Genomic DNA, 22,878 nt, shown 5'->3' on the forward strand with positions numbered 1-22,878 from the left:
GGGGGCGGCGGAGGAGGTGCAGGCGGGGGCGGCGCTGGCGGAGGAGGTGCAGGCGGAGGCGGCGGAGGCGGCGGAGGCGGTGGAGGCGTGGGCGGCGGCGGCGCGGGCCGCGGCGGTTCAAGCAACAACCCGGGCCCACCGGCGCCGTCCTCAGCAAGCTCCACCGTCGTGCACGACAACGGCATGCGGGAGACCGTCAGCGAGGGTCGCTACGTGATGCACGACGCGCAAGGGAGGGTGATCGTCGATCGCCGGGCCACGTTTGCCGATTACGTTAGGCTGCTGTTTGCGCCCTGATGCTGCTGTTGGGCGTTCCACCCGCGAAGCTTCATGGCTGCATCCGTGCGGTTGCTGGCATCCAGCTTGGCAAGGATGCAGGTCATATGATGCTTGATGGTCTTTTCGCTCAGGTCGAGCCGACGAGCGATCTCCTTGTTGCTCATTCCGCAGGCCACAAGCTCCAGGACCTCTCGCTCGCGGGCCGAGAGGGCCTCCACAGGGTCGGGCAAGTGGTCGCGTGCTTGGGACGAAAGTCGTGACAGGAGCCGCGCGGACAGGGCCGGCGTCACATAGGTCTCTCCGTTGGTGACAAGAAGCAGGATCTCGGTCAGGGCGCGGGAGCCGACGCCCTTCAGGACATATCCGTTGATGCCACTATTGAGCGCTGCGGTCACGTCATCGGCGGATTCGGAGACCGTCAAGGCCACTATGCGAAGATCTGGATCCTGCGCCCGGATAAGCTTGATCGCCTCGAGGCCGCCGCCAGGCATCGAGAGATCCACCAGGAGGATGTCGGGCCGCTGCTCGCGTGCAAGCCGCACCGCGTCGTCGCAGCAGGTGCCTTCTGCCACCACCCTGAAACGTCCTGTCTCTTCCATGCTGCGCACCACACCCTCGCGGAAAAGCGGGTGATCGTCCACGACAACGAGTGTCACTTGAGCGTTCATAGGTCCTCGTCGATTGGCAAAGACATGATCAAAGCGGTGCCAGCTGCAGATGATCGGAGATTGAAGCTGCCGCCCAGGCTTTCGATGCGATCCCGCAGGCCCTCGATCCCGATGCTCCCCGGCTTGATGGAGGCCGGATCGAAGCCCGGCCCGCGATCGGAAACTGTCACTCTGAGTGCGTTTCTCACCGCTTTCACCTCAACCGCCTGGGCCGCTCCCGGGCAATGGCGATAACCATTGTTCAAGGCTTCCTGCACGAACCGATAGGCACAAATGCGCTGGGATAGCGATATGTCCCTGTCGATCGGCTCGATACGCCGCTCGACCGTTGCCCGCGTCCTTTGCTCGTAATCATCGATGGCGCGGGAGACAACGCCTGCAACATCGGCTCCCTCAATGTGAGGAAGAACAAGTCCCCGACAGATGCTCCGGACCTCCCGCAGCGCATCGGCAAGCGTATCCCTGATGCGTTCGACCTCCTGTGTGCGTGCTTGCAGAGGTACCCTCTCGGAAAGAAGGGCCTCGCTGTCCAGACGGAGGGATGCAAGGGCAATCAGTTGTGCTGGCCCGTCGTGAAGGTCGGCGCCCAGCCTGCGTAAATGGCTTTCGTTGACTGCCGAGGCGCGCTGGTTGGCGCCGACCACGCGTTTTTGCAAAGCCCGGTTTGCATCCAGAAGCCGCGTCAGTTCCGTGACCTGGGCGGACAGCTTGCGCCCCTGCTCGTCGATCGTCCTGCTGCCGCGAAGGACGATGACGCCCAGGAGCAGGAAGAAGGAAGCCGTGGTCGCCGCAACGGCCAACCAGCTTCGCAGCCGTGCCCCGGTCAAAGCATCGCGCAATTCGTCGGCAACCTCGTAAAACTCCATGACTGCGACGACCTGACCAGACCAGGGCTGCAGAAGCGGATTGTAGATGGCAAGAAGGGGCCCGGCTGCCGGCGGTTCGGGTTGATGCCAACTGCCGTCAGGATGATAGCGCGCATTAAGGTCCCCTGCGACGGCCCGACGAAGTTCATCGGACAGCGTGAAGCGCTGGCCCACTATCGCGTTGTTGGTAGCATAGAGGATGGTGCCGTTCGTGCTCCAGATGCGCATCGCAACCAGCCGATCCCCCAGTGCGCCTTTGCCCAGCGTCTCATCCAGAGCCCGCTTGATCGGATTGTCGAGCACGGCATTTCGCTGCAGATCAGGAAGCAGGGGCGCGATCACGCTGTCGACATACAGCGCGGTGGTCACCGCGGCGTTGCGCGTTACGGCACGTTCGAGGAGTGACGTGACCAGGAGGCCGACAAGCAGAATCGCGATGAGCGACACCACACTGCCGGCAGCAAGAAACTGCAGGGCGAGCGAGGACGAAAGCCACCGTCGGCGCAGCTGCCGGACGGGAGCAGTCCAGAATTTGCGATCATGGGCCGGGTCGACCGCTACAGTCACATTCCCGTTCCTCCAACGAGCTGGTTCGCCGTCGCGAATGTTGGCTATCAACGGCCATGGCCACCAGATGTTCCCTGGGAGGAACCGGCCAGGAGCGGTACGCTCAAGCCAGCTCGGGAGCGGTCACTCGCGCCTTGCCTTGCGCAATGCATCGGCCCAGCCGCGGGCAGGGGGACTCCGTGCCGACGAGGTTCATCGCATCCTGAGAACGGTTCAACAAAAGCCGGTCAGAACAGCAGCGAGCGGGTGCGCGTTAACTTTCTGTTAACCCTCATTCGGGTAGGTTTTGGCAACCGAAAATTAACCAAGATCGCCAACGTGTTAACAAAACCCCGGCCCATCCGCCTCAAGGGGCGCTCCTTCCTTGCCCTCTCGCTCGCCCCGGAGCTGCCCTTCGAGGACTGGCTGGTCGGGCTCGATGATCTCGCTGACCGCTCCGCCGGCTTCTTCCTGCGCCGGCCTGTGATTCTCGATGTGAACGGCCTCGACATCAACAAGGCGGAGTTGCGCGACCTGATCGATCGGCTTGGCCAGCGCAACGTCCGAATCATGGGGGTCGAAGGCGCCCGGAACTCGCTGCTTGGCCCGGACATGCCGCCGGCCATGAGCGAAGGGCGTCCAGCCGCGGATTTCGAGCCGCCGACCGAAGCGGAAGACGGGCAGGCCGCTCCGGCAGCTGAACCTTTGCCGGCTGTGACGCAGGCCCCCGTCCAGTCTTCCGGCTCGCTGGTCGTCACCGAACCGGTGCGGTCGGGCCAGTCGGTGTTCTTCCCCGAAGGCGATGTCACCATCGTCGGTTCGGTTGCGTCGGGCGCGGAAGTGGTCGCGGGCGGATCGATCCATGTTTACGGCACGCTCAGAGGGCGGGCGCTGGCGGGCGCCAACGGCAACAGCGCCGCGCGCATCTTCTGCCGCAAGCTGGAGGCGGAACTGATGGCGGTCGACGGGTTCTACCTGACGGCCGAGGACATGGAGCCGGACTTGCGGGGGCGGTCTGTGCAGGCCTGGCTGGATAGCCACGCGCTGAAGACCGCAATTCTGGGCTGACGGACAAAAGAATACAAACAGGAGAGGTCGATGGGCAAAGTCATCGTGGTAACATCGGGCAAGGGCGGCGTGGGCAAGACCACATCGGCGGCCGCATTGGGCGCTGCCCTGGCGCGCGGCGGGGACAAGGTCGTGGTCGTCGACTTCGACGTCGGTCTTCGCAATCTCGATCTCGTCATGGGAGCGGAGCGGCGGGTCGTCTACGACCTAGTCAACGTCATCCAGGGGGAAGCGAAGCTCACCCAGGCGCTGATCCGCGACAAGCGGGTCGAAACGCTCTTTTTGCTGCCGGCCTCGCAGACCCGCGACAAGGACAATCTCACGCCCGAAGGCGTGGAGAAGGTCATCACAGCACTGAAGCGGGCCTTTGACTGGGTGATCTGCGACAGTCCGGCCGGTATCGAGCGGGGCGCCACCCTGGCCATGCGCCATGCCGACGTGGCGATCGTCGTGACCAATCCCGAGGTCTCCTCGGTGCGCGATTCCGACCGCATCATCGGCCTGCTCGATGCCAAGACGCTCAAGGCCGAAAACGGCGAGCGCGTGGAAAAGCACCTGCTGCTGACCCGCTACGATCCGGTCCGGGCCGAGCGTGGCGACATGCTGAAGGTGGACGACGTCCTTGAGATATTGTCGATTCCGCTGCTTGGCATCATCCCGGAGAGCATGGATGTGCTGCGTGCCTCCAATCTCGGCTCGCCGGTGACACTCGCAGACGAGGACAGCATGCCGGCAAAGGCCTATTTCGAGGCGGCGCGCCGTCTCAAGGGTGAGCCGCTCCCGGTTACGATCCCGGGCGAGCGGCGAGGCTTCTTCGGCAAGTTCTTCGGGAGGAAGGCGGCATGAACCTGTTCAAGCTCTTCTCGAGAACCCGGTCGGCGCCGGCGGCGCGCGAACGTCTGCAGGTGCTGCTCGCGCACGAACGCGCCAGCACCGGCGGATCGGATCTTGTCGCCAAGCTGCGTGACGAAATCCTGCGCGTGATCTCCAAGCACATGCACATCGACCAGGACAAGGTCAGCGTGAGGATGGATCGCGGCGAGCAGGTCTCGACGCTCGCCGTCGACATCGAGATTCCGTTCAACCCCACCAAGCCGGCGGCCGCACGCAAGAAGGCGGCCTGACCGGCCGTCCTTCACATTATTCCAGTTACCGGTCCCGATGAAATCGAAGGAACAAGCGCATGAGCCGCATCGAACTTCTGGAAAGGCTGAAGGAAATTCAGAAGATGCCCCGCTATCAGGGGCGCGACATCACCACCATCAGCGCCGTGCTGTCGAACCAGGCCTTGGCAACGCACATCGAGGTCTGCGAGCAGGCGACCGTCGTGAAGCAGGTTCCAGACTAGGCGCACGCGGTGTCGCAATCATCAGCGACGAAGAGCAGCGATCTACCTCGAAGCCGCCATTTCTGCCCATATTGGGGGGTCCGTCACGGATAGGGGAACCCTAAGCCGTTGGCAGCCGCCCGGTCATCTGGTGCGGAAGCTGCGCCACAGCAGGCCTCGTTTCCGCGTTGGCTGGGATGTCCGCTCTTCGCTGCCGGCAGCGCCATCCTCAATGACCGGGGTTGGGGCGCGAAGCAGCCATTCGATGGGGCCCACCCCGGAATCACGACAGGCGACTCAGCCAGGAATTGCAGTTTCTCGACAGTAATTGCCGCGCGTAAGTCGACCATTGCCGGTTTTGAACCATGTCCGGACGGTCCTTACAGTTTATGTGAGGATGGTGGGCCCGGAGGGACTCGAACCCCCAACCAAGCGGTTATGAGCCGCCGGCTCTAACCAATTGAGCTACAGGCCCCACGCCGGCTGGATTAGAGGCTTTTGCAGGCGGGCACAAGCGTTCGCCCCAAACATCCCACAATCGCCACCTATCGCCACGTAAGGCCCGCAACCCAGGAGAACCACATGCGTGCAGCCGTGCTTGGATTTTTTGTCGTCTCGTCGCTCGCCATGACGAGCATGCTCACTCCCGCCCTTGCCCAGGCCGGCCCGACCATCGCCGTCACGGGGCAGGGCGAAGCCGCGGTCGCGCCGGACATGGCGATCCTGTCGCTCAGCGTCATGCGCCAGGCGCAGACCGCCCGCGAAGCGCTCGATGACGCCAATGCCGCGATGCGCGAGATCATCGAGGCGATGCGGGAAGAGGGCGTGGAAAGCCGCGACCTGCAGACCTCCGGCCTGTCGATCAACCCGCGCTATGTCTATCCCGAACGCCCCGGCGGGGAGGGGCCCCGCATTGTCGGTTACGAGGTCTCCAATACGCTGACGGTGCGTGTGCGCGACATCGAGCGGGTGGGCGAGGTACTGGATCTCTCCGTCACGCTCGGCGTCAACCAGGGCGGCGGCATCGTTCTCACCAATGACGATCCGGCCACCGCGCTCGAGGATGCGCGCAGCGCTGCGGTCAAGAATGCCCGCGCCAAGGCCGAGACGCTGGCCGAGGCCGCGGGCGTGCGGCTCGGTCGGGTCATGTCCATCAGCGAGCAGGTCCGCCAGCCGGACATGCGCCCGCTCGGCGCCCCGCAAATGGCGATGCGTGCGGTTGCCGAGGACTCTTCGGTGCCGGTGGAAGCGGGCGAAAACACCTATCAGGTCAATGTCGATGTGAGCTTCGAAATCCTGCAATAGCAGTGGCGACAAGAAAGCGCCGGCGGGAAATCCCGCCGGCGCTTCAGTCGTGATTTCGGCAGGATCGCGGCGTCAGTAGCGGGCCACGATCGGGCAATGCGGCGCGCGCGCGAAGGTGATCGCGGTGTGGCCGCGGCGGTGGGTCCAGCCGCGCACCTCCACGGTGCGATGGCCCGATCGCGCGACACGCGCGTTGCGCAGGCCCATGTCGCGCGCCTTGTTCACGGCCCGCCAATCGGTGCAGTGGCTCACCTGGTGGTGGCGGGGATAGCCCCGGTGATAGCGCGGCCCGGCATTGCCGAACTGCACGCTGAAGGCGCCGTCGGGCGAGGCGATGCCGAAGGAGAAGGAAGCGTTGGAGGCTTCCGCGCTGGCAGGCATGGCGGCAAGGGCGCCGATCCCGACGAGGGCGGCGAGGGAAGCGGTACGGATGAACTTGAACATGGCTTGGCTCCAACTCGAAAGCTTGGCGTTGGTCGATGATGAAGCCATCTTGCCACCAGGTGGCTGAACCGGACGCGAACCGGCCGTTCATCAGCCATTCATTCGCGGCGCAGTTGCTTGATCCAGAACTCCATGGGCTTTTGCGTCTCTTCCGTCTCGCCCAAATCGCGCCAGGAAAAACCCGTCACGAAGCCGTCGAGGCGCCGGTAGCCGCGCTTGCGCCAGAAGGCATCCAGGGGCGTGTAGTCGGCGGGCCGCAGCGGGTGGTCCCGTGGGCGGATGACGGCGGAGAAGATGCAGGAGGAAAACCCGTCCTCGATCGCCGCCCTCTCGCGTTCCTCGAAGAAGCGCACGCCGACACCTTGTCCGCGATAGGCCTTTTCCAGCACCGATTCGCCGAAATAGTAGAATTCCGCGATATCCAGCCCGCGGTCGGAAAATGGCTGCGCGAATGCCTCGAAATGGTTGGCCAGCGGGGAGGCGGTCGCCGCACCCACCAGCCTGTCGCCATCGAAGGCACCGATGATGGCGGCGCCTTCCTGCGCGAGATAGGTGGCCAGATACCGCCTTTCGTAGTCGAGATCGCCCTCGTAGAGATAGGGAAATTCCCGGAACACCTCGATGCGGAGACGCGCAAGATCGTCGAAGGCGGCTTCGGCGGCGGCCCTGTCGAGGCGGCGGACGGCCGGCGTCATCTGGCCTGGACGACCTGGCGGGTCCAGTCGGCCAGGTTGTAATAGGTGGTGACGCGCGAGATCTTGTCGTCGTCGATGTCGAAGAAGATGCCGGCCGGCAGCGTGTAGCGTTGGCCATTGGCTTCCGGCAGGCCTTCGGCCGTCGCCAGATAGGTGCCGCGCACGGTGAATTCGGCCGCCGCGCGGTTGCCGCCTGGCGCCACCATGATGGCGATGTCCGACAGCTCCTCGCGGTAGTGGCGCGCCATCATCGCCAGGAACTGACGGAACGTGTCCTTGCCGATCTCGCGGCCACCTTCGTTGATGTCGTGGGCGACGTCCTCGCTCAGGCAATCCAGCATGGCGGTGGCATCGGCCTGGTTGAAGGCGGCCAGATAGGTCTCGATCAGGTGCCGCGTTTCGGTCTCGCTCATTTCATGTCCTCGTCGTTGGAACTGGGGTGCGGTGCGGGCAGCGACTGTCCTTCATCGGCCAGCCGGGTGAAAGTCTCGTCGGCGAAGGCGAAACCCACGGCCTCGTGGCGGATGTTGGCCAGGCTCCGGTAGAAGCGGTCGGCCTGCTCGTTGCCCTTGCCGGTGACGAGCCACAGATGCTGGCGGCCGAGCGCGCGCGCGTCGGCTGCTGCGGCGGCGAGCAGACGGCGGCCAATGCCCTCGCCGCGATGCGCGGCATCAACGACCAGATCGCTGACATAGGCACCGGCCGAAGCGAAGATGGTCTCGACGATCGGCGACCAAGCCAAATAGCCGATCAGCCGACCGTCAAGCTCGGCGACCACCGCGCGCACGGCGCCGGCGCTCAGGAGCATGTTGTCGCGCACCCAGTCCGGCGACAGGCGTTCTGGCATGCCGCCTTCGCTGGCGGCAAGCTGTCGGGCGAGCCCTGTCAGCTGCTCCGCATCGCCCATCCGTGCCAGGCGGAAGGAGACGCCACCGCTCAAGGCTCCTCCTCCAGCAGGTGCTCCAGATAGGCGTCCGTGTCGGCAAGTTCGGTTTCGTTCGCCGTCACCCTGCCGCGCATCGACATGCCGGCGGCATGAACGGTGTCGCGGCTGCCGGAGAGAAGGTGATGCCACCAATAGAGGTCGCGCCCTTCGGCAACCAACCGGTAGGCGCAGGTCGAAGGCAGCCAAGGGATGGCGCGGATCTTGGCAGGCGTCAGCCCGACGCAGTCCGGTACCTCCGCCAGCCTGTTGGGGTAATCGCGGCAACGGCAGGCCTCGGCGTCGAAGAGCCGGCACCCGACGCTCGTCCAGTGGATCTCGCCCGTGTCCTCGTCCTCAAGTTTCGAGATGCAGCATTTGCCGCAGCCATCGCAGAGTGCCTCCCACTCCGCGGGTGTCATGTCTTCCAGGGTTTTCTCGCGCCAGTAACCATCCTGCATCGACGCCATGTGGCCCGCGGGAGCCGCGCGGTCAAGGTCGGCCCTTCCGGCGCGGTTTTTCTCCGCTCCGGCCAATTTGCGCCGGAAATCTCGTTCAGGACTGCCCTTGGGGCCGTGCTTTCGGCTCCTGACGGAACCAAAAGCCGAAAATTCGGTTTTAAGCGGGTTGGGACATCTCCATGGGAGTTATGAATTCATGAACAGCAAGATGCTGATTCTCGCCGGCACCGCCATGGGATTGGTGATGACCGCTGCGAGCGCAAGCGCGCTGCCGGCTTCGTCGATCCTGCCGCAGGCCGCCAATGCGCGCGCTCTGCCGGTCATCCGGGTCCAGGCGCTGAACGAGGCCGAGTGCCGCGTCATCCTCGAGGATGATGCCGAGACCGACGACGCCATCCTCGCGGATTGCCGCGCGCTTCTCGAGGAAGCCGAGGCGGTGGAACCCGAGGCAGACGACGTTCCGGCCGAAGAGATGGATGCCGACGAGCCCGTCGCCGAGGAGGAACCCGTTATCGAGGAGCCGGCCGTCGAGGAACCTGCCGTCGAGGAGATTGACGAGGTCGAGGACGAACCGGAGCCCGAAATCGAGCCCGAGGCCGAACTCGAGCCGGAAACCGCCCCCGACGAGATGGAGGAAACCGAAGAGGCAGCGCCTGCCGCCGACGCGGAGGAAACGAGCGAGCCGTCGGCTGCGGCTGAGGACGATGCGGCCGAGGACATCACCGAGGAGCCAGTCGCCGAGGAGCCGGCAGTTGAAGAACCGGTAGTTGAAGAGCCGGCTGCGGAAGAGGTGATCGAGGAGCCCGCGGTCGAGACGCCCGATGCGCCCGAAGAGACGGTCGACGAGCCCGTCCAGCAGGAGTCGCCTGCCGAAATCGACGAAGAGGCCCTCGACGAGGAACTGACCGAGGAAGCCGAGCCGCCGTTGCCCGCCGAAGAGGAAGAGGCGGTCGAAGATGTCGTCGAGCCGGACGAGTACGAGGATGCCGCTCCGCTGCTCGACAGCGAGAAGGAAGCAGAAGCGCTCGGTCTGACCGATGACGATGCCGTGGCCGTTGAGGAAGACACGGCTCCCGCGCCGACCAGCGACGCAGAGGCGCAGGCCGAGACGGTTGTCGAAGAGATCGAATCCTCGGTGGCCGAGGAAGGCCGTCGCATCGAACGCCGCGTGGATGAGCGCTCCGAACGTCGCGAAGGCGCCGAGGTGATGCGCGAGATCGGCGACCGTTTCGTCATCCAGTTCAACAACCAGCTCATCGTGCAGAGCGCCGACGCCCCTCGCATGGGCCGCGATGCCACGGAGGTCTATTACGAGGAGCTGCCCCGTGGCCGCACCCGCGAGACCGTGGTGCGTCCTAGCGGCGTGATGGTCGTCACCATCCGCGACCGCTATGGTGACATCGTGCGCCGGTCCAGGGTCATGCCGGACGGCACGGAATATGTGCTGGTCTATGCGGATGATCGTGGCCGCGATGGCGAAGGCCGCCGCCAGTGGCGGGACCCCGCCCGCGAACTGCCGCCGCTGAGGCTGCGCATACCGGCCCGCGAGTACATCCTGGAAGCCCGCCGCGTCGAGGATCCGAACGTCTATTACGACTTCCTGGATCGCCCGCCGGTGGAACGCGTGCAGCGTCTCTACTCGGTTGACGAGGTGCGCTATTCGTCCCGCGTCCGCGACATCATGCCGAGGATCGAGCTCGACACGCTGACTTTCGATTTCGGCTCCGCCTCGATCGGCGAAACCGAAGTCGGCAGGCTGCAGGGCATGGCGGATGCGATGCACCGGCTGCTCGAGCGCAACCCGGCCGAAGTGTTCATGATCGAGGGCCACACCGATGCGGTTGGCTCGCATGAGGCCAATCTGGCGCTGTCGGACCGCCGTGCGGAGGCCGTCGCCATCGCCCTGACGGACTATTTCGACATCCCGCCGGAAAACCTCGTCACGCAGGGCTATGGAAAGAACTATCTCAAGATCAACACGCAGGAGCCCGAGCGGCTCAACCGACGCGTGGTGGTGAGGCGTATCACGCCTCTGGTGACCCCGGTCGCCAGCCGCTGATCTGAACTTTCCTGCCGCGTTCCCGATATTTTCGGGAACAGGCTGGCCCGGCCGGTTGCCCCCTCCACCGGCCGGGCATTTCTTTGCGCGGATGATTTCGGTCAAGGCGATCGGGCGCGCTGGTGTTATAGAAGCGCCAAGGGAGGGGGAACATGCGCCAGATCAACGGCTCCACACGGCTGACGGCTCTCGAGGCGGTGGCGCTGGACACCGAGACGACCGGGCTCGACACGCGCAAGGCGCGCATGGTCCAGATCGCCGCGGTGGGTATCTGTGGCGGCAGCGTCTCGACGGATGAAAACCTCTCGCTGCTCGTCGATCCCGGCGAGCCCATCCCCCCGGCCTCCACGGCCATCCACGGCGTCAGCGACGCCATGGTGGCTGGAAAGCCGGGTTTCGCTCAGGTCTGGGCCGAGATCGATGCCTTTCGCGACGGGCGGGTGATCGTCGGCCATTCGATCGGCTTCGATCTTGCCGTGCTGGAGAGGGAAGCGGCGCTGGCCAACATGGAATGGGACGTGCCGCGCGGATTGTGCATCCGGATGCTGGCCCAGGTCGCCAATCCCGACCTGCCCGACCAGTCGCTCGACACGCTTGCCAGCTGGCTCGACGTCGCCATCGAAGGGCGTCATACGGCGCTGGGCGATGCGCAGGCGGCGGCCGAGATTTTCGTCGCGCTCATCCCGCGGCTGGCTGAGCGCGGTATCCGCACGCTGGCGGAAGCCGAGCGGGCGAGCCTTGCCCTGCGCACGGCGATGGAGGAGCACCAGCGCGCCGGCTGGGCCGAGCCCGTGCGCCGGCCCGAGACCATGCGCGTCTTTGGCAAGGTCGACCCCTATGCCTATCGACACCGGGTGCGCGACGTGATGTCGTCGCCGCCCCTCGTGGTGGCGGAAACCGACACCGTGCGGGATATCGTCGATCTGATGGTGCAGCGGCATGTGAGTTCGCTCTTTGTGGGCGAAGACGCCCAGCCAGGCCGGGCCGTGGGCGATTATGGCGTGGTGACCGAGCGCGACGTGATGCGCGCGCTCTCCGCGCACGGGCCGTCGATGCTCGAACGCCCCGTCGGCGATCTCGCCTCGAAACCGCTCGCCTCCATCGCCGGGGAGGCCTTCCTCTACCGCGCCGTCGGTCGCATGAACCGCCTCAGGATCAGGCATCTGGCGGTGCGCGACGAGGGCGGTCGACTGGAGGGCGTGATTTCGGCCCGCGACCTTTTGAGGCTGCGCGCGGGCGCCGCCATCGACCTGGAAGACGAGATCGAGACCACGGAGGCGGTGGACGGCCTCGCCAATGCGTGGTCGCGCCTGCCCGCGGTGACGGACCGGCTGATCGCCGAGGAGATCGAGCCGGCGACGATCGCTGCCATCATTTCCGAAGAGCTGCGCGTCATGAGCCGGCGCGTCGCGATCCTGGCCGAACAGTCGATGCTGGCCGACGGCTTTGGACCGCCACCCTGTCCCTATGCGCTCATGGTGCTGGGCTCGGGCGGGCGCGGCGAGAGCCTCTTGGCCGCGGACCAGGACAACGCCATCGTGTTTGCCGAAGGTGAGCCCGACGGGCCGCAGGACCGCTGGTTCGCGGAGTTGGGCAACCGGATCGCGCAGACACTCGACGGGGCGGGCATTCCCTTGTGCAGGGGCGGGGTCATGGCGATGAACGCGGCCTGGCGGGGCTCCGTCGCGACATGGCAGGCGCGCATCTCCGACTGGGTCCGTCGCTCCAACCCCGCCGATCTGCTCAATGTCGACATCTTCTTCGACCAGCGGGCGGTGCATGGCGACACGGCGCTGGCACAGGCGCTGTTCGACTATTCCTTTGCCAGCGGCCGCGACCAGCGTCATTTCCCCGTCCTGCTGGGCGAACGGATCGATCAGGGCGCCAGCGCCTTCACCATGTTCGGCAATCTCAGGGGCAAGGAGGGGCGGCTCGATCTCAAGCAGCACGGGCTGTTTCCGCTCGTGGCCTTTGCCCGGGCCGTCGCCATCCGCCATGATCTCCGGCATCGCGGCACCCGCACGCGGCTGGGCGCGATGATCGAGCAGGGGATCGGCGGCGCGGCCGAGATCCGCGCTCTGCTCGATGCCCACGCGCTTATCCTGTCGCTGATGCTCGCCCAGCAGAGCCGCGATCTCGCCTCGGGCCTGCGCGTCTCCAACAAGGTCGAGCTGGAGGCGCTGGACAACGTGCAGATGCGCCGCTTGAAGCGGGCCATCACCAGCGTCGAGCAGCTCCCGCATCTCCTGCGCGCGCTGATGACCGGCTGATCAGCCGAAGCCCTTCATCAGCTGGGTGTCGGTCTGTTCGAACACCGCGTCGGGCACGAAGAAATCGGCTGCCAGCGGGCCCTCTGCATGGGGCGCGTAGGTGGAGAAATCCGTCACGCCCTCCTCGCGCAGCACCAGCTCGTCGATGAAGAAATTGCCGGTCGTCTCGCGCGAGGGCCTGGACAGGATCGCGTGCGCGGCATCCGCCATGATCTCCGGCGCGCGGCTCATCGAGGCCATGGTGTCGCCGCCGAGCAGATTGCGCACCGCGGCCGTGTCGATCGCCGTCAGCGGCCACAGCGAGTTGACCGCGATGCCGTCGCGCGCGAACTCCGCGCTCATGCCGAGCGTGCACATCGACATGCCGAACTTCGCCATCGTGTAGGCGACGTGGTTCTTGAACCATTTCGCCTGCATGTCGAGCGGCGGGGAAAGGGTGAGGACGTGCGGGTTGGTGGCCTTCTTCAGATGCGGGATGCAGGTCTTCGAGACCAGGAACGTGCCGCGCGTATTGATCTGGTGCATCAGGTCGTAGCGCTTCATATCCGTGGCGAGTGTCCCCGTCAGCTGGATCGCGCTGGCATTGTTGATGCAGATGTCGATGCCGCCGAAAGCCTCCACCGTCTGCGCCACAGCCGCCACCACCTGCGCCTCTTCGCGTATGTCGCACACCACCGCCAGCGCCTTGCCGCCGGCCTTCTCGATCTCGTCGGCCGCGGTATGGATGGTGCCCGGCAGTTTCGGATGCGGCTCGCTCGTCTTGGCCGCGATCGTGACGTTCGCCCCGTCCCGCGCCGCCCGCAGCGCAATCGCCAGCCCGATCCCCCGCGAGCCTCCCGAAATGAACAGCGTCTTGCCTGCCAGCGACATGAATTCCTCCCTGTTGGTGTCGGGCCAATCCTCGCGCGGGCGAGGGCCGGGCGCAAGGTGGTATCGGGGGGGGAGCCGCCGCCGCCGCCCATCTCCCCCCTTGTGGGGGAGAAAGCGTTTTCCTGCATTTGCGAGTGGGCCTGCCCCGAGCAAGTGCTTGGAAAACGCAAGAGAGGGGCTCGCCGGCGTAGGCATCACTCGTGATTTCGGCGTCCAGCCTCCACGTGCCACACGCGCCCCCTCCCCCACGCTTCGCGTGATCCCCCCCGTAAACGGGGGAGGATTGAGGGCGCAGACGGCCGCGACGGCGTATCCTCCCCTGCGAAGCGGGGGAGGGGGACCATGCGCAGCATGGTGGAGGGGGCGCCGCCTCATCTGGTTTGGCCCCCCACCCCAAAAAACCCCGCCCCCGCGGTTTACATCCCGGCCCATGCCACTACGTTGGGAGTGAATGACCCGTGCCGCTCCAGCGGCCTTCGCTGGGCCCGCGCAAAGACGCGCGTCCGCATTCACACTCCTGACTGAAAGAGACAGACATGAGCGAAATCAAGAGCGGCGACGTCGTTCGTATCCACTATACCGGCAAGCTGACCGACGGCACGCCGGTCGATTCCTCGCGCCAGGGCGACCCGGTGGAGTTCAAGGTCGGCGCCGGGCAGATCATGCCGGGCATCGAGCGCCATGTCGAAGGCATGGCGGTGGGTGCGGCGAGTACCGTGACGGTGCCGGCCGAGGAAGCCTTCGGTCCCCACGACGCGGCCCGCGTGCAGGACGTGCCGCGCACGGCGTTCCCGCCCGAGGTCCAGCTCGAGATGGGCGCGCGGCTTCAGGCCAATACCCAGGACGGCCAGACGCTCGATCTTACCGTCGTGGCGCTTGACGAGGAGAAGGTCACCGTCGACGCCAACCACCCGCTGGCGGGCGAGGATCTGGTGTTCGAGATCGAAGTGATCGAGCGCGTCGGCTGAGGTCGGCTTTGCCGCCTCCGGGCCGTTATCAGGTCCGGGGCGGGGCTACCCGAAAATCCGGTCGCCCTGCTCGTCGATGACCTGCTTGGCCTTGCGGATCGTGGTCTGCGTCGCGTCGTCGAGCGAAGGAAATCGATCGGCGCGGATGAAGCGGTGCGACTTGATCTCGCCGTCGATCTCGCGCGTGATCACGCCGCAGGTCTGGTGCTGGCCGCCTTCGGCAAAGGGCGTCGCGGTGATGACATAGCCCATGTAATGGACCGGTTCGGACTGGGCCGTCGGCGCCGTGACATCCCCGCCGCCACCAAACAGCTTCTTCCAGAAGGACATGCCCTTCTCCCCTTGTGTTTCGTCGATTCAGGCGAGGTGTAACACGATTTCCCTCCGGCGGGGGCTGTCGCGGTGCTCGAAAAGATAGAGCCCCTGCCAGGTGCCGAGCAGCAGCCGCCCGCCGCCCACGGGGATGGACAGCGACACCGCGGTGAGTGCGGCCTTGATATGGGCCGGCATGTCGTCGGGGCCTTCCGTGGTGTGGATCACCCAAGACATGGCCGGATCGTCGGCGGGCGGCACCAGGCGGGCAAAGAACGTGTCGAGATCGCGCCGCACGTCCGGGTCGGCATTCTCCTGGATCAGGAGCGAGCACGATGTATGGCGCACGAAGACGGTGAGAAGCCCGGTCTCGATCCCCGCCTCGCGCACGAAGACGGCGGCCCTGTCGGTGAATTCGTAGAGGCCGGGGCCTTTGGTCGGCAGGGTCAGGGTGGTCTGGTGCATGGTTCTCCTCAGAGCCGCCGCACTGGCTGGCGCAGCACGGTATTGAGCTTTTCGGGCGCCACCTTGCGCGGATCCGACAGGTAGATCTCGTGGTGGTGGCCGGTCTCGGTCAGGGCGTTTTCGGGCAGGAACTCTTCGTGCAGGCGGCGCAGCACCGGCCCTTCGTCATCATAAGAGCCGACGTGCAGGATCTGCACCGACAGCCCTTCCTCGTATTCTTCCAGCCGCAGGCTCGCCGGCGCGGCCCCGAGCTTCTTGCCCGCCTTCTCGACGGCGGCCCTGAACATGTCGGGCGTGATCCAGCCGGGCTGCATGATCATCATGGTCCACGACCAGGCCGACTTGTCGCGGGTCAGGAAACTGTTCATGTCGTCGGCCCACCACAGTCCCTCGAGCGGCGGCACGGCGTAGTCGCGCGCCAGCTCCTTCTTCGACACGAATTTCAGCCCGTAGCTCACCGAATAGAGCCATTGCACGGCGCTCGCATAGGCCGGCGCGACATTCGGATCGCCCGTGCCGTCGACCATGACAAATGCCAGCCGCGGCACCTCGACCAGCGAAAACCGGCCGGCCGGCGGCTGATAAAGCGCCTTCAGGGTCTTCTTGAAGTCGATCTTTTCCATGGGCGGTGTGAATATCCCCTCCGGCAGTTAATGGGAATTGCGGCAGTAGCCCGCTTTAGGCCGCTCAAGGGGACCATGATCCGTTTCGTGCGATCTCGTCATGCATGGCGTCCGGCGCGAGGTCGATTTCGCCGGGCCAGGTCACAGCGCCCAGCTGGAGATGCGCCCGGCGAAATACATCCGGATCGCGCAGCGCCGCGAAAACGCCGGGGCGCTCCGACCAGATGAGATCGTGCATGTGCACGAGCCCTTCGACGCCGTCGACGAAGCGCACTTTCAGATCAGTATCGCCCACCACCACGACTGCCACCACGCGCCACGGCGCCGCGGGGTTGATGGGCGGCACTACGGCAGCGGTTCGATCTTCATCGGCATCTCGTGTAAACGACATCGCTCCCAGTTCTCCATCAGTTCGGATTGATGCTCCTGCGCCCATTCTAGCACGAGCGCCAAAGCCCTGCGCGGCATGGCACCACGCTGAACCTGAAGCGTTTCGATCGATACGATCGCCTCATGCTCCCCGTAGAGAGCATGAAAATGCGGCGGCGCGTGGTCGTTCCAGTACATCTGGATGACGATGCCATAGAAGATCGAGATTGTCGGCATCTTCCACCCTGCGTCGAATGACCATCAGCCATTGTGCCAGCAGTCCTCGGCGCCGCAACGAAAAAACCCGGCGCGAGGCCGGGTTTTCGTAGGTGTCTAGCTGTCCAGGAAGCTTCGCAGCTTCCGGCTTCTCGACGGATGCTTGAGCTTCCTGAGCGCCTTGGCCTCGATCTGGCGGATACGTTCGCGGGTGACCGAGAACTGCTGGCCGACCTCTTCAAGCGTATGGTCGGTGTTCATGCCGATGCCGAAGCGCATGCGCAACACGCGTTCCTCGCGAGGCGTCAGCGAGGCCAGGACGCGGGTCGTCGTCTCGCGCAGATTGGCCTGGATCGCCGCATCGATCGGCAGGATCGCCGACTTGTCCTCGATGAAGTCGCCCAGATACGAATCTTCCTCGTCGCCGACCGGCGTCTCGAGGCTGATCGGCTCCTTGGCGATCTTCAGCACCTTGCGCACTTTTTCCAGCGGCATGGCGAGTTTTTCGGCCAGTTCCTCCGGCGTCGGCTCGCGGCCGATCTCGTGCAGCATCTGGCGGCTCGTGCGCACGATCTTGTTGATCGTCTCGATCATGTGCACCGGGATGCGGATGGTGCGCGCCTGGTCGGCGATCGAACGCGTGATCGCCTGCCGGATCCACCAGGTGGCGTAGGTCGAGAACTTGTAGCCGCGGCGATACTCGAACTTGTCCACGGCCTTCATCAGGCCGATATTGCCTTCTTGGATCAGGTCCAGGAACTGCAGGCCGCGGTTGGTGTACTTCTTGGCGATCGAGATCACGAGGCGCAGATTGGCCTCGACCATCTCCTTCTTGGCGATGGCCGCCTCGCGCTCGCCCTTCTGGACCTGGTTGACGATCCGGCGGAATTCCAGGATCGAGATGCCGGTCTCGGTCGCGAGATTCTGGATTTCGGAACGCAGGTCGCGGATCGCTTCCTTCTCGTTCTTGGTGAATTCCTTCCAGCCCGACGCCGCGAGGTTGGAAATGCGCTTGATCCAGTTGGGATCGAGCTCCGAGCCCTGATATTCCTTCAGGAACTCCTCGCGCTTGACCTTGTAGCTCTCGGCAAGCCTGAGCAGCCGGCCCTCGTTCTGCACCAGGCGCTTGTTGATGTCGTAGAGCTGTTCGACCAGCGACTCGATGCGGTTGTTGTTGAGCGACAGCGACTTCACCGCCGTGATCAACTCGTCCTTGAGCTGCTTGTAGCGGCGCTCCTGGCTGGGCGAGAGCGTGCCCGCGGCGGCCAGCCGGTTCTCGACCTGCTGATCCTGCAGCTTGCGCAGCTTCTTGTAGGTGTCGGCGATCAGGTCGAGCGTGGTCATCACCTGGGGACGCAGTTCGGCTTCCATCGCCGCCAGCGACAGATTGGCCTCGTCCTCGTCGTCCTCGTCGTCCTCGGTCTGGCTTTCGCCGCCGACATTGGTGATGTCGTCGTCTTCGCGGCCGCCGCGACGGGACCTGTCGTCCTGCTTGGGCTTTTCTTCCTCGTTGGCACGCTCGACGACGGGGGCCTGCTTGGCTTCCGGGCCGGCATAGGTCGTCTCGAGATCGATGATCTCGCGCAGGAGGATCGAACCCTCATTGAGCTCGTCGCGCCAGATGATGATCGCCTGGAAGGTCAGCGGGCTTTCGCACAGCCCCGCGATCATGGTCTCGCGGCCGGCCTCGATGCGCTTGGCGATGGCGATTTCGCCTTCGCGCGACAGAAGCTCCACCGTACCCATCTCGCGCAGATACATGCGCACGGGATCGTCGGTACGGTCGGTCGGCTCCTTCTTGGCCGTGGTCTGGGCGACCGCGGTGCCCTGCTGCTCGGCGAGCTCGGTCGATTCCTCGTCGGCGGAGGGCGGGGAACTGTCGGCGTCTTCGCCGGCTTCGTCGTCTTCCACGACATTGATGCCCATGTCGGACAGCATCGCCATCGTGTCCTCGATCTGCTCGGAGGTCACCTCTTCGGATGGAAGGACGGAGTTCAACTCGTCCATCGTCACATAGCCGCGCTTCTTGGCGACCTTGATCATTTTCTTGACAGCGTCATCGGAGAGGTCGAGCAGCGGGCCGTCTGTGCCGCCTTCGCGCTCGGTTTCGACCTCTTCCTTTTCCTTGGTTGTCATATATTCAATTCTCCAAGCGACCGGAGCCGTTTTTGACGCACAGGGAAGCGCGTGCATTGGACCGACTGGAACCGAAGAATGGGTGTCGCGCTTGACCGCACTCGGCTATCGCTCCGCTTCATTCCGGCATATATGGTGCTTCCCCTCCAGCACCAAGCCGCCCAGCCATGGCGCAACGAATTCGTCACGCAAAGAAACCGACCTGATTCCGCCAATTGGGGAGCAGGTCAAGCGCCTCTGCCACGATTCGTGCCAAAAAGGCGAATCAATTTCGGGGTTTGCGCTCCGCCGTCAGCCGCGCGCGGCGCGTCCCGAACCGATACCGAAGCCTTCAATAAGCGCTTCCGTCGCCTGCACGCTTTGCAATTGCGACTGTATCTCCACCAGATGCCGATAGTTTTCCTCGGTTGGCTCGCTCGCCAAGGCGCTTTCGGCAGCCCGAAGTTCCCTATTTAGAAAATGCGTGGCGCGCTGCAAGTGCAGCGCCTGTTTGAACGCGTCGTCGACGTCGGAGGGATCGGCCCCCGACAGGAGCGGCCACAGGCGTGCCCGCTTCGTCAGGGCCTCCGCGCGTTCCCACGTGGCCTCCAGGCCCGCGCGCCCGATGGCTGCCTGCAGGGCCTCGCGGTCCTGGGCAAGATCATGGGCGACGGCGTCCACGATGACCGACAGAAGGCGCTTGAGGTCCGGACTGGTGAGGCCGACGCGTTCGACCTCCTCGAAATGCTGTTCGAGCAGGAAGGGGTGGTTGACGAGCGCGGCCACGATGCCGGCTTCGCGCAGCGGCATGAAGCCGCCCTGGCCCGTCACGAGCGCCGAGCGTGCAAGGCTGTCGGAAACGGCCAGCCTGCCGCGCATCTGGGCGCCCGGTCGCGGCTGCGCGCCATCCTTCCGGAAGCCGCCCCGCTGGGCGGTGCGGGTCCCGCCGAAGAAGGCCTGGGCACGTTCGCGAAATTCCTGGGCGTAGTGGCGGCGGACGTTTTCCTCGCGGATGCGGCTGGCGAGCTCGCGCAGGCGCTGTTCGAGTTCGGCGCGCCGTTCGGGCGTGTCGAAACTGCCGCCGCCGGTCTCCCGCATCCACAGCAGGTCGGCAAGCGGGCGCGCATGGGTCAGCACGTCGCTCATCGCCTGCGACCCCTCGGCGCGAAGCAAATCGTCGGGATCCTGTCCCCCGGGCAGCAGCGCGAAACGAAGCGTTCGCCCGGGGCCGATCAGCGGAAGGGCCAGGTCGGCCGCCCGCCAGGCCGCGCGCAGGCCGGCCTGATCGCCGTCGAAGCACAGCACCGGCTCGCCCGACATGCGCCACAGAAGTTCGAGCTGGTTTTCAGTCAGCGCGGTCCCGAGCGGTGCCACGGCCGTCGCGAAGCCGGCCTGGGCCAGCGCGATCACGTCCATGTAGCCCTCGACCGCGATCACCGAGCCGTCTTTGCCCATCGCCTTGCGGGCGCGGGCGAAATTGTAGAGCACATTGCCCTTGTGGAAGAGTTCCGTGTCGTTGGAGTTGAGGTATTTCGCGGGTTGATCGGCCGACATGGCGCGGCCGCCAAAGGCGATCACCCGTCCGCGTGAATCCTCGATGGGAAACATGATGCGGTTGCGGAAACGGTCGTAGGACACGGCAATGTCTGGCCCGTGCACCACCAGCCCGCAGGCCTCGATCTGTTCCTTGTCCACGCCCTTGGAGGCAAGATGCTCCTTCAGCGCGTTGCGGCTGTCGGGAGCGTAGCCGAGGCGAAATTCCTGCTGTGTGGCGGCCGACAGGCCGCGCTCGCGCAGATAGGCACGGGCCTTCGCGCCGGTCTGGCTCTGGAGCCCGTCCTGGAAGAAGCGCGTGGCCAGTTCCATCACGTCGGTGAGGCTCGCCTTCTGCTTCTCGCGCCGCTCGGCTTCCGCGTCGCGGGCGGGCATCGGCACGCCGGCCATTTCGGCGACCCGCTCCACCGCCTCGGGAAAACTCAGCCCGTCATGATCGGTCAGGAAGCGGAAATGGTCGCCCGACGCGCCGCAGCCGAAGCAGTGGTAACGTCCCTTCTTGTCCTCGCAGTGAAAGGAGGGGGTGTTCTCGCCATGAAAGGGACAGCACGCCCAGTAATCGCCGCGCGACGCGTTGGTCTTGCGCCGATCCCACGTCACCCGTGCGCCGATCAGCGAGGAGATCGGCACCCGGTCGCGTATTTCGTCGAGAAAATTGTTGGAGAAGCGCATCGCGGGCAATCCTGTCAGGCACTCATATAAGCACCGGCCACGCAGCGCGCGAGCCACGAATGCGAATGCTCCCGCGATTCACAGGTTGCGAAAGTGTAGACATAAGTGTATATACAAGCGTGAAGCGCATGAGGTGCCGCCCCGTCAGCAGACTATCGATGGACCCGTCATGCGCGTCGTGGAAAAGCTCGCATTTGCTGAATTCGAATGGGACGAGACCAAGCGAGCTCGCACGTTGAGCGAACGCGAGATCGATTTTGTCGATGCAGCGGTGGCGCTGCTGGAGCCTCATTTGGAAGAGGCATCGAATAGACAGGGAGAAGCCCGCACGCTGGCCCTCTGCAACATCAAGGGTGCAATCGTCGCCGTCATCTATACGGTGCGCGAGCCGGGTTGCAGGATCATCTCAGCTAGGGCTGCCAGGAGATATGAGCGACAACAATATCGTGAGGTATTCGGCAGATGAAATCCGTCGGATGGCCAAGTCGACTGAAGGCCGGACAAATCTCAAGCGGCTCGCCGATATTTCCGACGAGGAGATCGAGGCGCAGATGCGCGATGACCCGGACTGGCAGGAAATCGGCGATTTCGACTGGTCGAAGGCGGTTGTCGTGCAGCCCATCCCCAAGCACGCCATTTCCATCCGGCTGGACGGCGACATCATCGACTTCTTCAAGGCGCAAGGGCGCGGCTACCAGACCCGCATCAACGCCGTGCTTCGCCACTACATGGACGAGGTCAGGAAGAAGGCGGGCGAATAGGGCTCACACCAGCCCGTCGAGAAATCCCAGCGCCACCAGCCCCGCCAGGATGAAGAGATAGATCGCAAAGATCTTGAGCTGCGCCCGGTAGAGCAGGACGAGCACCAGCTTGAGCGCGATGGTGCCGACGATGGCCGACACGACGAAACCCACCAGAAGCGGCGCATGGCCCAGTGCCTCCAGCGCGCCGGGATCGACCTCGCGCAGTCCCTGCACCACGGTGGCGGCCAGGATGGTGGGGATGGCGATCAGGAAGGAATATTCGGCCGCCCAGCGCCGTTTCAGCCCGGCGAACAGACCGGCGATGATGGTGATGCCGCTGCGGCTGATGCCCGGCACCAGGGCCGCCGCCTGCGCGATGCCGATGATAATGGCGATCTTGAAGCCGATCGACTTCAGCCCGACGGCACGGGGCCCGAGCCGGTCCGTCAGCCACAGCAGAAGGCCGGTTGTCGCCAGCGTGACCGCCACGATCTGGGGCGCGCCGAAGACGCGTTCGATCTGATCCTTGAACACAAGTCCCAGGACGCCCGTCACCAGCACCGTGACGGCGCCGAGGATCATCAGGCGCAGCACCGGGCCGACCGCGCTCCAGCCGCCTGGCGCGCGCGCATAGGAAGCGAGGTCGACGAAGGTGCGGATGGCCAGGTAGCGCAGACTTCCCCAGAAGACGATGGCGATCGAGACCAGCGTGCCGACATGCACGATCAGGTCGAAGAGGATCATTTCGGGGCTTTCGGGGGGTGGCAGGCTCGAACCGGCATTGATCATCAGATGCTGGGTGATGACGAGGTGGGCGGTCGAACTGACGGGCACGAACATGAACACGCCCTGCACAATTCCGAGGATGAAAGCCTCAAGGATTGTCATGTCGGCATTCTCTCTGCTCGGGGAATCGCTGCATCGGGGATTGATCCGGGATAGGCGAACGGCCCGCGCGTGAAAACAGCCTTTGCACGGCTCGATGAAAAACACTTAACCGACTAAATTGAAAAATGGCCGTATGCCGGGGCCTTGATACCTGGAAGCGGTCGTGCCAAATC

Annotated in this window: 26 protein-coding genes and 1 tRNA gene; 10 read left to right on the forward strand and 17 right to left on the reverse strand. The window is 64.9% G+C overall.

The annotated features are described in order from the left end of the window. Positions 1–269 precede the first annotated feature (269 nt). Both GRZ55_RS14985 and GRZ55_RS14990 read right to left on the reverse strand, forming a co-directional pair. Positions 270–947, reverse strand: coding sequence for a response regulator transcription factor (locus GRZ55_RS14985; protein WP_169287761.1), 678 nt, complete (start codon positions 945–947; stop codon positions 270–272). Next, on the reverse strand, positions 944–2,380 hold the full coding sequence (locus GRZ55_RS14990; protein WP_368856624.1) for a sensor histidine kinase: 1,437 nt from the start codon (positions 2,378–2,380) through the stop codon (positions 944–946). Before GRZ55_RS14990 ends, GRZ55_RS14985 begins: the two co-directional genes overlap by 4 nt. A 309-nt stretch (positions 2,381–2,689) precedes the next feature. On the opposite strand from GRZ55_RS14990, the gene minC reads away from it, so the two are divergent. From minC to GRZ55_RS15010, 4 genes are read left to right on the forward strand one after another with little or no spacing between them, the layout of a single operon-like run. Next, positions 2,690–3,427 carry a septum site-determining protein MinC gene (minC, locus tag GRZ55_RS14995; protein ID WP_169287928.1) on the forward strand — a complete coding sequence of 246 codons (738 nt, stop codon included), beginning with the start codon at positions 2,690–2,692 and terminating at the stop codon, positions 3,425–3,427. 30 nt (positions 3,428–3,457) lie between these two features. Next, on the forward strand, positions 3,458–4,273 hold the full coding sequence (minD, locus tag GRZ55_RS15000; RefSeq protein WP_169287762.1) for a septum site-determining protein MinD: 816 nt from the start codon (positions 3,458–3,460) through the stop codon (positions 4,271–4,273). Next, a complete protein-coding gene (minE, locus tag GRZ55_RS15005; RefSeq protein WP_169287763.1) occupies positions 4,270–4,551 on the forward strand; it encodes a cell division topological specificity factor MinE in 282 nt (93 codons plus the stop codon). Before minD ends, minE begins: the two co-directional genes overlap by 4 nt. A gap of 59 nt (positions 4,552–4,610) precedes the next feature. Further along, positions 4,611–4,775 carry a hypothetical protein gene (locus tag GRZ55_RS15010; protein WP_169287764.1) on the forward strand — a complete coding sequence of 55 codons (165 nt, stop codon included), beginning with the start codon at positions 4,611–4,613 and terminating at the stop codon, positions 4,773–4,775. 377 nt (positions 4,776–5,152) lie between these two features. Here GRZ55_RS15010 and GRZ55_RS15015 read toward each other — a convergent pair. Then, a tRNA-Ile gene (locus tag GRZ55_RS15015) sits at positions 5,153–5,229 on the reverse strand. 107 nt (positions 5,230–5,336) lie between these two features. Between GRZ55_RS15015 and GRZ55_RS15020 the strand changes: the two genes are divergently transcribed. Beyond that, the gene (locus GRZ55_RS15020; protein ID WP_169287765.1) at positions 5,337–6,059 is read left to right on the forward strand and encodes an SIMPL domain-containing protein; all 723 of its coding nucleotides are present in this window, start codon (positions 5,337–5,339) and stop codon (positions 6,057–6,059) included. A gap of 72 nt (positions 6,060–6,131) precedes the next feature. On the opposite strand, the gene GRZ55_RS15025 is transcribed toward GRZ55_RS15020, so the two are convergent. The 5 genes from GRZ55_RS15025 to GRZ55_RS15045 all read right to left on the reverse strand — a co-directional run bounded on the left by GRZ55_RS15025 (position 6,132) and on the right by GRZ55_RS15045 (position 8,581). Then, on the reverse strand, positions 6,132–6,503 hold the full coding sequence (locus tag GRZ55_RS15025; RefSeq protein ID WP_169287766.1) for a hypothetical protein: 372 nt from the start codon (positions 6,501–6,503) through the stop codon (positions 6,132–6,134). A 98-nt stretch (positions 6,504–6,601) separates the two neighbouring features. Further along, positions 6,602–7,198: a GNAT family N-acetyltransferase gene (locus GRZ55_RS15030; RefSeq protein WP_169287767.1), complete on the reverse strand. Its 597-nt coding sequence runs from the start codon at positions 7,196–7,198 to the stop codon at positions 6,602–6,604. Further along, entirely contained in the window at positions 7,195–7,611 is a 417-nt protein-coding gene (locus GRZ55_RS15035; protein ID WP_169287768.1) for a ketosteroid isomerase-related protein, read from the reverse strand. The genes GRZ55_RS15030 and GRZ55_RS15035 overlap by 4 nt, the downstream gene beginning before the upstream one ends. Further along, positions 7,608–8,138: a GNAT family N-acetyltransferase gene (locus tag GRZ55_RS15040; RefSeq protein ID WP_169287769.1), complete on the reverse strand. Its 531-nt coding sequence runs from the start codon at positions 8,136–8,138 to the stop codon at positions 7,608–7,610. Before GRZ55_RS15040 ends, GRZ55_RS15035 begins: the two co-directional genes overlap by 4 nt. Next, on the reverse strand, positions 8,135–8,581 hold the full coding sequence (locus GRZ55_RS15045) for a YcgN family cysteine cluster protein (protein ID WP_169287929.1): 447 nt from the start codon (positions 8,579–8,581) through the stop codon (positions 8,135–8,137). The genes GRZ55_RS15040 and GRZ55_RS15045 overlap by 4 nt, the downstream gene beginning before the upstream one ends. Positions 8,582–8,777: 196 nt before the next feature. On the opposite strand from GRZ55_RS15045, the gene GRZ55_RS15050 reads away from it, so the two are divergent. Further along, on the forward strand, positions 8,778–10,640 hold the full coding sequence (locus GRZ55_RS15050; protein WP_169287770.1) for an OmpA family protein: 1,863 nt from the start codon (positions 8,778–8,780) through the stop codon (positions 10,638–10,640). A 152-nt stretch (positions 10,641–10,792) separates the two neighbouring features. Continuing rightward, positions 10,793–12,910, forward strand: coding sequence for a DUF294 nucleotidyltransferase-like domain-containing protein (locus GRZ55_RS15055; protein ID WP_169287771.1), 2,118 nt, complete (start codon positions 10,793–10,795; stop codon positions 12,908–12,910). Here GRZ55_RS15055 and GRZ55_RS15060 read toward each other — a convergent pair whose 3' ends face one another. After that, positions 12,911–13,780, reverse strand: a complete 870-nt coding sequence (locus tag GRZ55_RS15060) for an NAD(P)-dependent oxidoreductase (RefSeq protein ID WP_169287772.1) — start codon at positions 13,778–13,780, stop codon at positions 12,911–12,913. Between the two features lie 536 nt (positions 13,781–14,316). Between GRZ55_RS15060 and GRZ55_RS15065 the strand changes: the two genes are divergently transcribed. Next, entirely contained in the window at positions 14,317–14,748 is a 432-nt protein-coding gene (locus GRZ55_RS15065; RefSeq protein WP_169287773.1) for a peptidylprolyl isomerase, read from the forward strand. A 45-nt stretch (positions 14,749–14,793) separates the two neighbouring features. Here GRZ55_RS15065 and GRZ55_RS15070 read toward each other — a convergent pair whose 3' ends face one another. From GRZ55_RS15070 to dnaG, 7 genes are all read right to left on the reverse strand, one after another. After that, on the reverse strand, positions 14,794–15,078 hold the full coding sequence (locus GRZ55_RS15070; RefSeq protein WP_169287774.1) for an HlyU family transcriptional regulator: 285 nt from the start codon (positions 15,076–15,078) through the stop codon (positions 14,794–14,796). Positions 15,079–15,105: 27 nt separating this feature from the next. Next, a complete protein-coding gene (locus GRZ55_RS15075) occupies positions 15,106–15,525 on the reverse strand; it encodes a secondary thiamine-phosphate synthase enzyme YjbQ (protein ID WP_169287775.1) in 420 nt (139 codons plus the stop codon). A gap of 8 nt (positions 15,526–15,533) precedes the next feature. Continuing rightward, the gene (locus GRZ55_RS15080) at positions 15,534–16,148 is read right to left on the reverse strand and encodes a GyrI-like domain-containing protein (protein WP_169287776.1); all 615 of its coding nucleotides are present in this window, start codon (positions 16,146–16,148) and stop codon (positions 15,534–15,536) included. Positions 16,149–16,212: 64 nt separating this feature from the next. After that, a complete protein-coding gene (locus GRZ55_RS15085; protein ID WP_169287777.1) occupies positions 16,213–16,539 on the reverse strand; it encodes a DUF2442 domain-containing protein in 327 nt (108 codons plus the stop codon). Continuing rightward, the gene (locus tag GRZ55_RS15090; RefSeq protein WP_169287778.1) at positions 16,494–16,754 is read right to left on the reverse strand and encodes a DUF4160 domain-containing protein; all 261 of its coding nucleotides are present in this window, start codon (positions 16,752–16,754) and stop codon (positions 16,494–16,496) included. The genes GRZ55_RS15085 and GRZ55_RS15090 overlap by 46 nt, the downstream gene beginning before the upstream one ends. A 96-nt stretch (positions 16,755–16,850) precedes the next feature. Beyond that, entirely contained in the window at positions 16,851–18,869 is a 2,019-nt protein-coding gene (gene rpoD / locus GRZ55_RS15095) for an RNA polymerase sigma factor RpoD (protein WP_169287779.1), read from the reverse strand. A gap of 291 nt (positions 18,870–19,160) precedes the next feature. Next, complete coding sequence (gene dnaG / locus GRZ55_RS15100) at positions 19,161–21,074, reverse strand: DNA primase (protein ID WP_169287780.1); 1,914 nt, start codon at positions 21,072–21,074, stop codon at positions 19,161–19,163. A 169-nt stretch (positions 21,075–21,243) separates the two neighbouring features. Between dnaG and GRZ55_RS15105 the strand changes: the two genes are divergently transcribed. Together GRZ55_RS15105 and GRZ55_RS15110 are read left to right on the forward strand one after the other, a co-directional pair. After that, complete coding sequence (locus GRZ55_RS15105) at positions 21,244–21,540, forward strand: BrnT family toxin (protein WP_169287781.1); 297 nt, start codon at positions 21,244–21,246, stop codon at positions 21,538–21,540. A gap of 10 nt (positions 21,541–21,550) precedes the next feature. Continuing rightward, on the forward strand, positions 21,551–21,835 hold the full coding sequence (locus GRZ55_RS15110) for a BrnA antitoxin family protein (protein ID WP_246734778.1): 285 nt from the start codon (positions 21,551–21,553) through the stop codon (positions 21,833–21,835). Between the two features lie 3 nt (positions 21,836–21,838). Here the strand turns inward: GRZ55_RS15110 and GRZ55_RS15115 are convergent, their stop codons facing one another. Then, positions 21,839–22,705 carry an undecaprenyl-diphosphate phosphatase gene (locus GRZ55_RS15115; RefSeq protein ID WP_169287783.1) on the reverse strand — a complete coding sequence of 289 codons (867 nt, stop codon included), beginning with the start codon at positions 22,703–22,705 and terminating at the stop codon, positions 21,839–21,841. Positions 22,706–22,878 lie beyond the last annotated feature (173 nt).

This window comes from Chelativorans sp. ZYF759 (genome assembly GCF_012911015.1).
In the GTDB taxonomy this organism is placed as follows: Bacteria; Pseudomonadota; Alphaproteobacteria; order Rhizobiales; family Rhizobiaceae; genus ZYF759.

Bases quoted from the DNA above. Each gene is read 5' to 3' on its own strand.
- GRZ55_RS14985 (WP_169287761.1), bottom strand. From the start codon at position 947: ATGAACGCTCAAGTGACACTCGTTGTCGTGGACGATCACCCGCTTTTC.
- minD (WP_169287762.1), top strand. From the start codon at position 3,458: ATGGGCAAAGTCATCGTGGTAACATCGGGCAAGGGCGGCGTGGGCAAG.
- minE (WP_169287763.1), top strand. From the start codon at position 4,270: ATGAACCTGTTCAAGCTCTTCTCGAGAACCCGGTCGGCGCCGGCGGCG.
- GRZ55_RS15010 (WP_169287764.1), top strand. From the start codon at position 4,611: ATGAGCCGCATCGAACTTCTGGAAAGGCTGAAGGAAATTCAGAAGATG.
- GRZ55_RS15020 (WP_169287765.1), top strand. From the start codon at position 5,337: ATGCGTGCAGCCGTGCTTGGATTTTTTGTCGTCTCGTCGCTCGCCATG.
- GRZ55_RS15025 (WP_169287766.1), bottom strand. From the start codon at position 6,503: ATGTTCAAGTTCATCCGTACCGCTTCCCTCGCCGCCCTCGTCGGGATC.
- GRZ55_RS15030 (WP_169287767.1), bottom strand. From the start codon at position 7,198: ATGACGCCGGCCGTCCGCCGCCTCGACAGGGCCGCCGCCGAAGCCGCC.
- GRZ55_RS15035 (WP_169287768.1), bottom strand. From the start codon at position 7,611: ATGAGCGAGACCGAAACGCGGCACCTGATCGAGACCTATCTGGCCGCC.
- GRZ55_RS15045 (WP_169287929.1), bottom strand. From the start codon at position 8,581: ATGCAGGATGGTTACTGGCGCGAGAAAACCCTGGAAGACATGACACCC.
- GRZ55_RS15050 (WP_169287770.1), top strand. From the start codon at position 8,778: ATGAACAGCAAGATGCTGATTCTCGCCGGCACCGCCATGGGATTGGTG.
- GRZ55_RS15055 (WP_169287771.1), top strand. From the start codon at position 10,793: ATGCGCCAGATCAACGGCTCCACACGGCTGACGGCTCTCGAGGCGGTG.
- GRZ55_RS15060 (WP_169287772.1), bottom strand. From the start codon at position 13,780: ATGTCGCTGGCAGGCAAGACGCTGTTCATTTCGGGAGGCTCGCGGGGG.
- GRZ55_RS15065 (WP_169287773.1), top strand. From the start codon at position 14,317: ATGAGCGAAATCAAGAGCGGCGACGTCGTTCGTATCCACTATACCGGC.
- GRZ55_RS15070 (WP_169287774.1), bottom strand. From the start codon at position 15,078: ATGTCCTTCTGGAAGAAGCTGTTTGGTGGCGGCGGGGATGTCACGGCG.
- GRZ55_RS15075 (WP_169287775.1), bottom strand. From the start codon at position 15,525: ATGCACCAGACCACCCTGACCCTGCCGACCAAAGGCCCCGGCCTCTAC.
- GRZ55_RS15080 (WP_169287776.1), bottom strand. From the start codon at position 16,148: ATGGAAAAGATCGACTTCAAGAAGACCCTGAAGGCGCTTTATCAGCCG.
- GRZ55_RS15085 (WP_169287777.1), bottom strand. From the start codon at position 16,539: ATGTCGTTTACACGAGATGCCGATGAAGATCGAACCGCTGCCGTAGTG.
- GRZ55_RS15090 (WP_169287778.1), bottom strand. From the start codon at position 16,754: ATGCCGACAATCTCGATCTTCTATGGCATCGTCATCCAGATGTACTGG.
- rpoD (WP_169287779.1), bottom strand. From the start codon at position 18,869: ATGACAACCAAGGAAAAGGAAGAGGTCGAAACCGAGCGCGAAGGCGGC.
- dnaG (WP_169287780.1), bottom strand. From the start codon at position 21,074: ATGCGCTTCTCCAACAATTTTCTCGACGAAATACGCGACCGGGTGCCG.
- GRZ55_RS15105 (WP_169287781.1), top strand. From the start codon at position 21,244: ATGCGCGTCGTGGAAAAGCTCGCATTTGCTGAATTCGAATGGGACGAG.
- GRZ55_RS15110 (WP_246734778.1), top strand. From the start codon at position 21,551: ATGGCCAAGTCGACTGAAGGCCGGACAAATCTCAAGCGGCTCGCCGAT.
- GRZ55_RS15115 (WP_169287783.1), bottom strand. From the start codon at position 22,705: ATGACAATCCTTGAGGCTTTCATCCTCGGAATTGTGCAGGGCGTGTTC.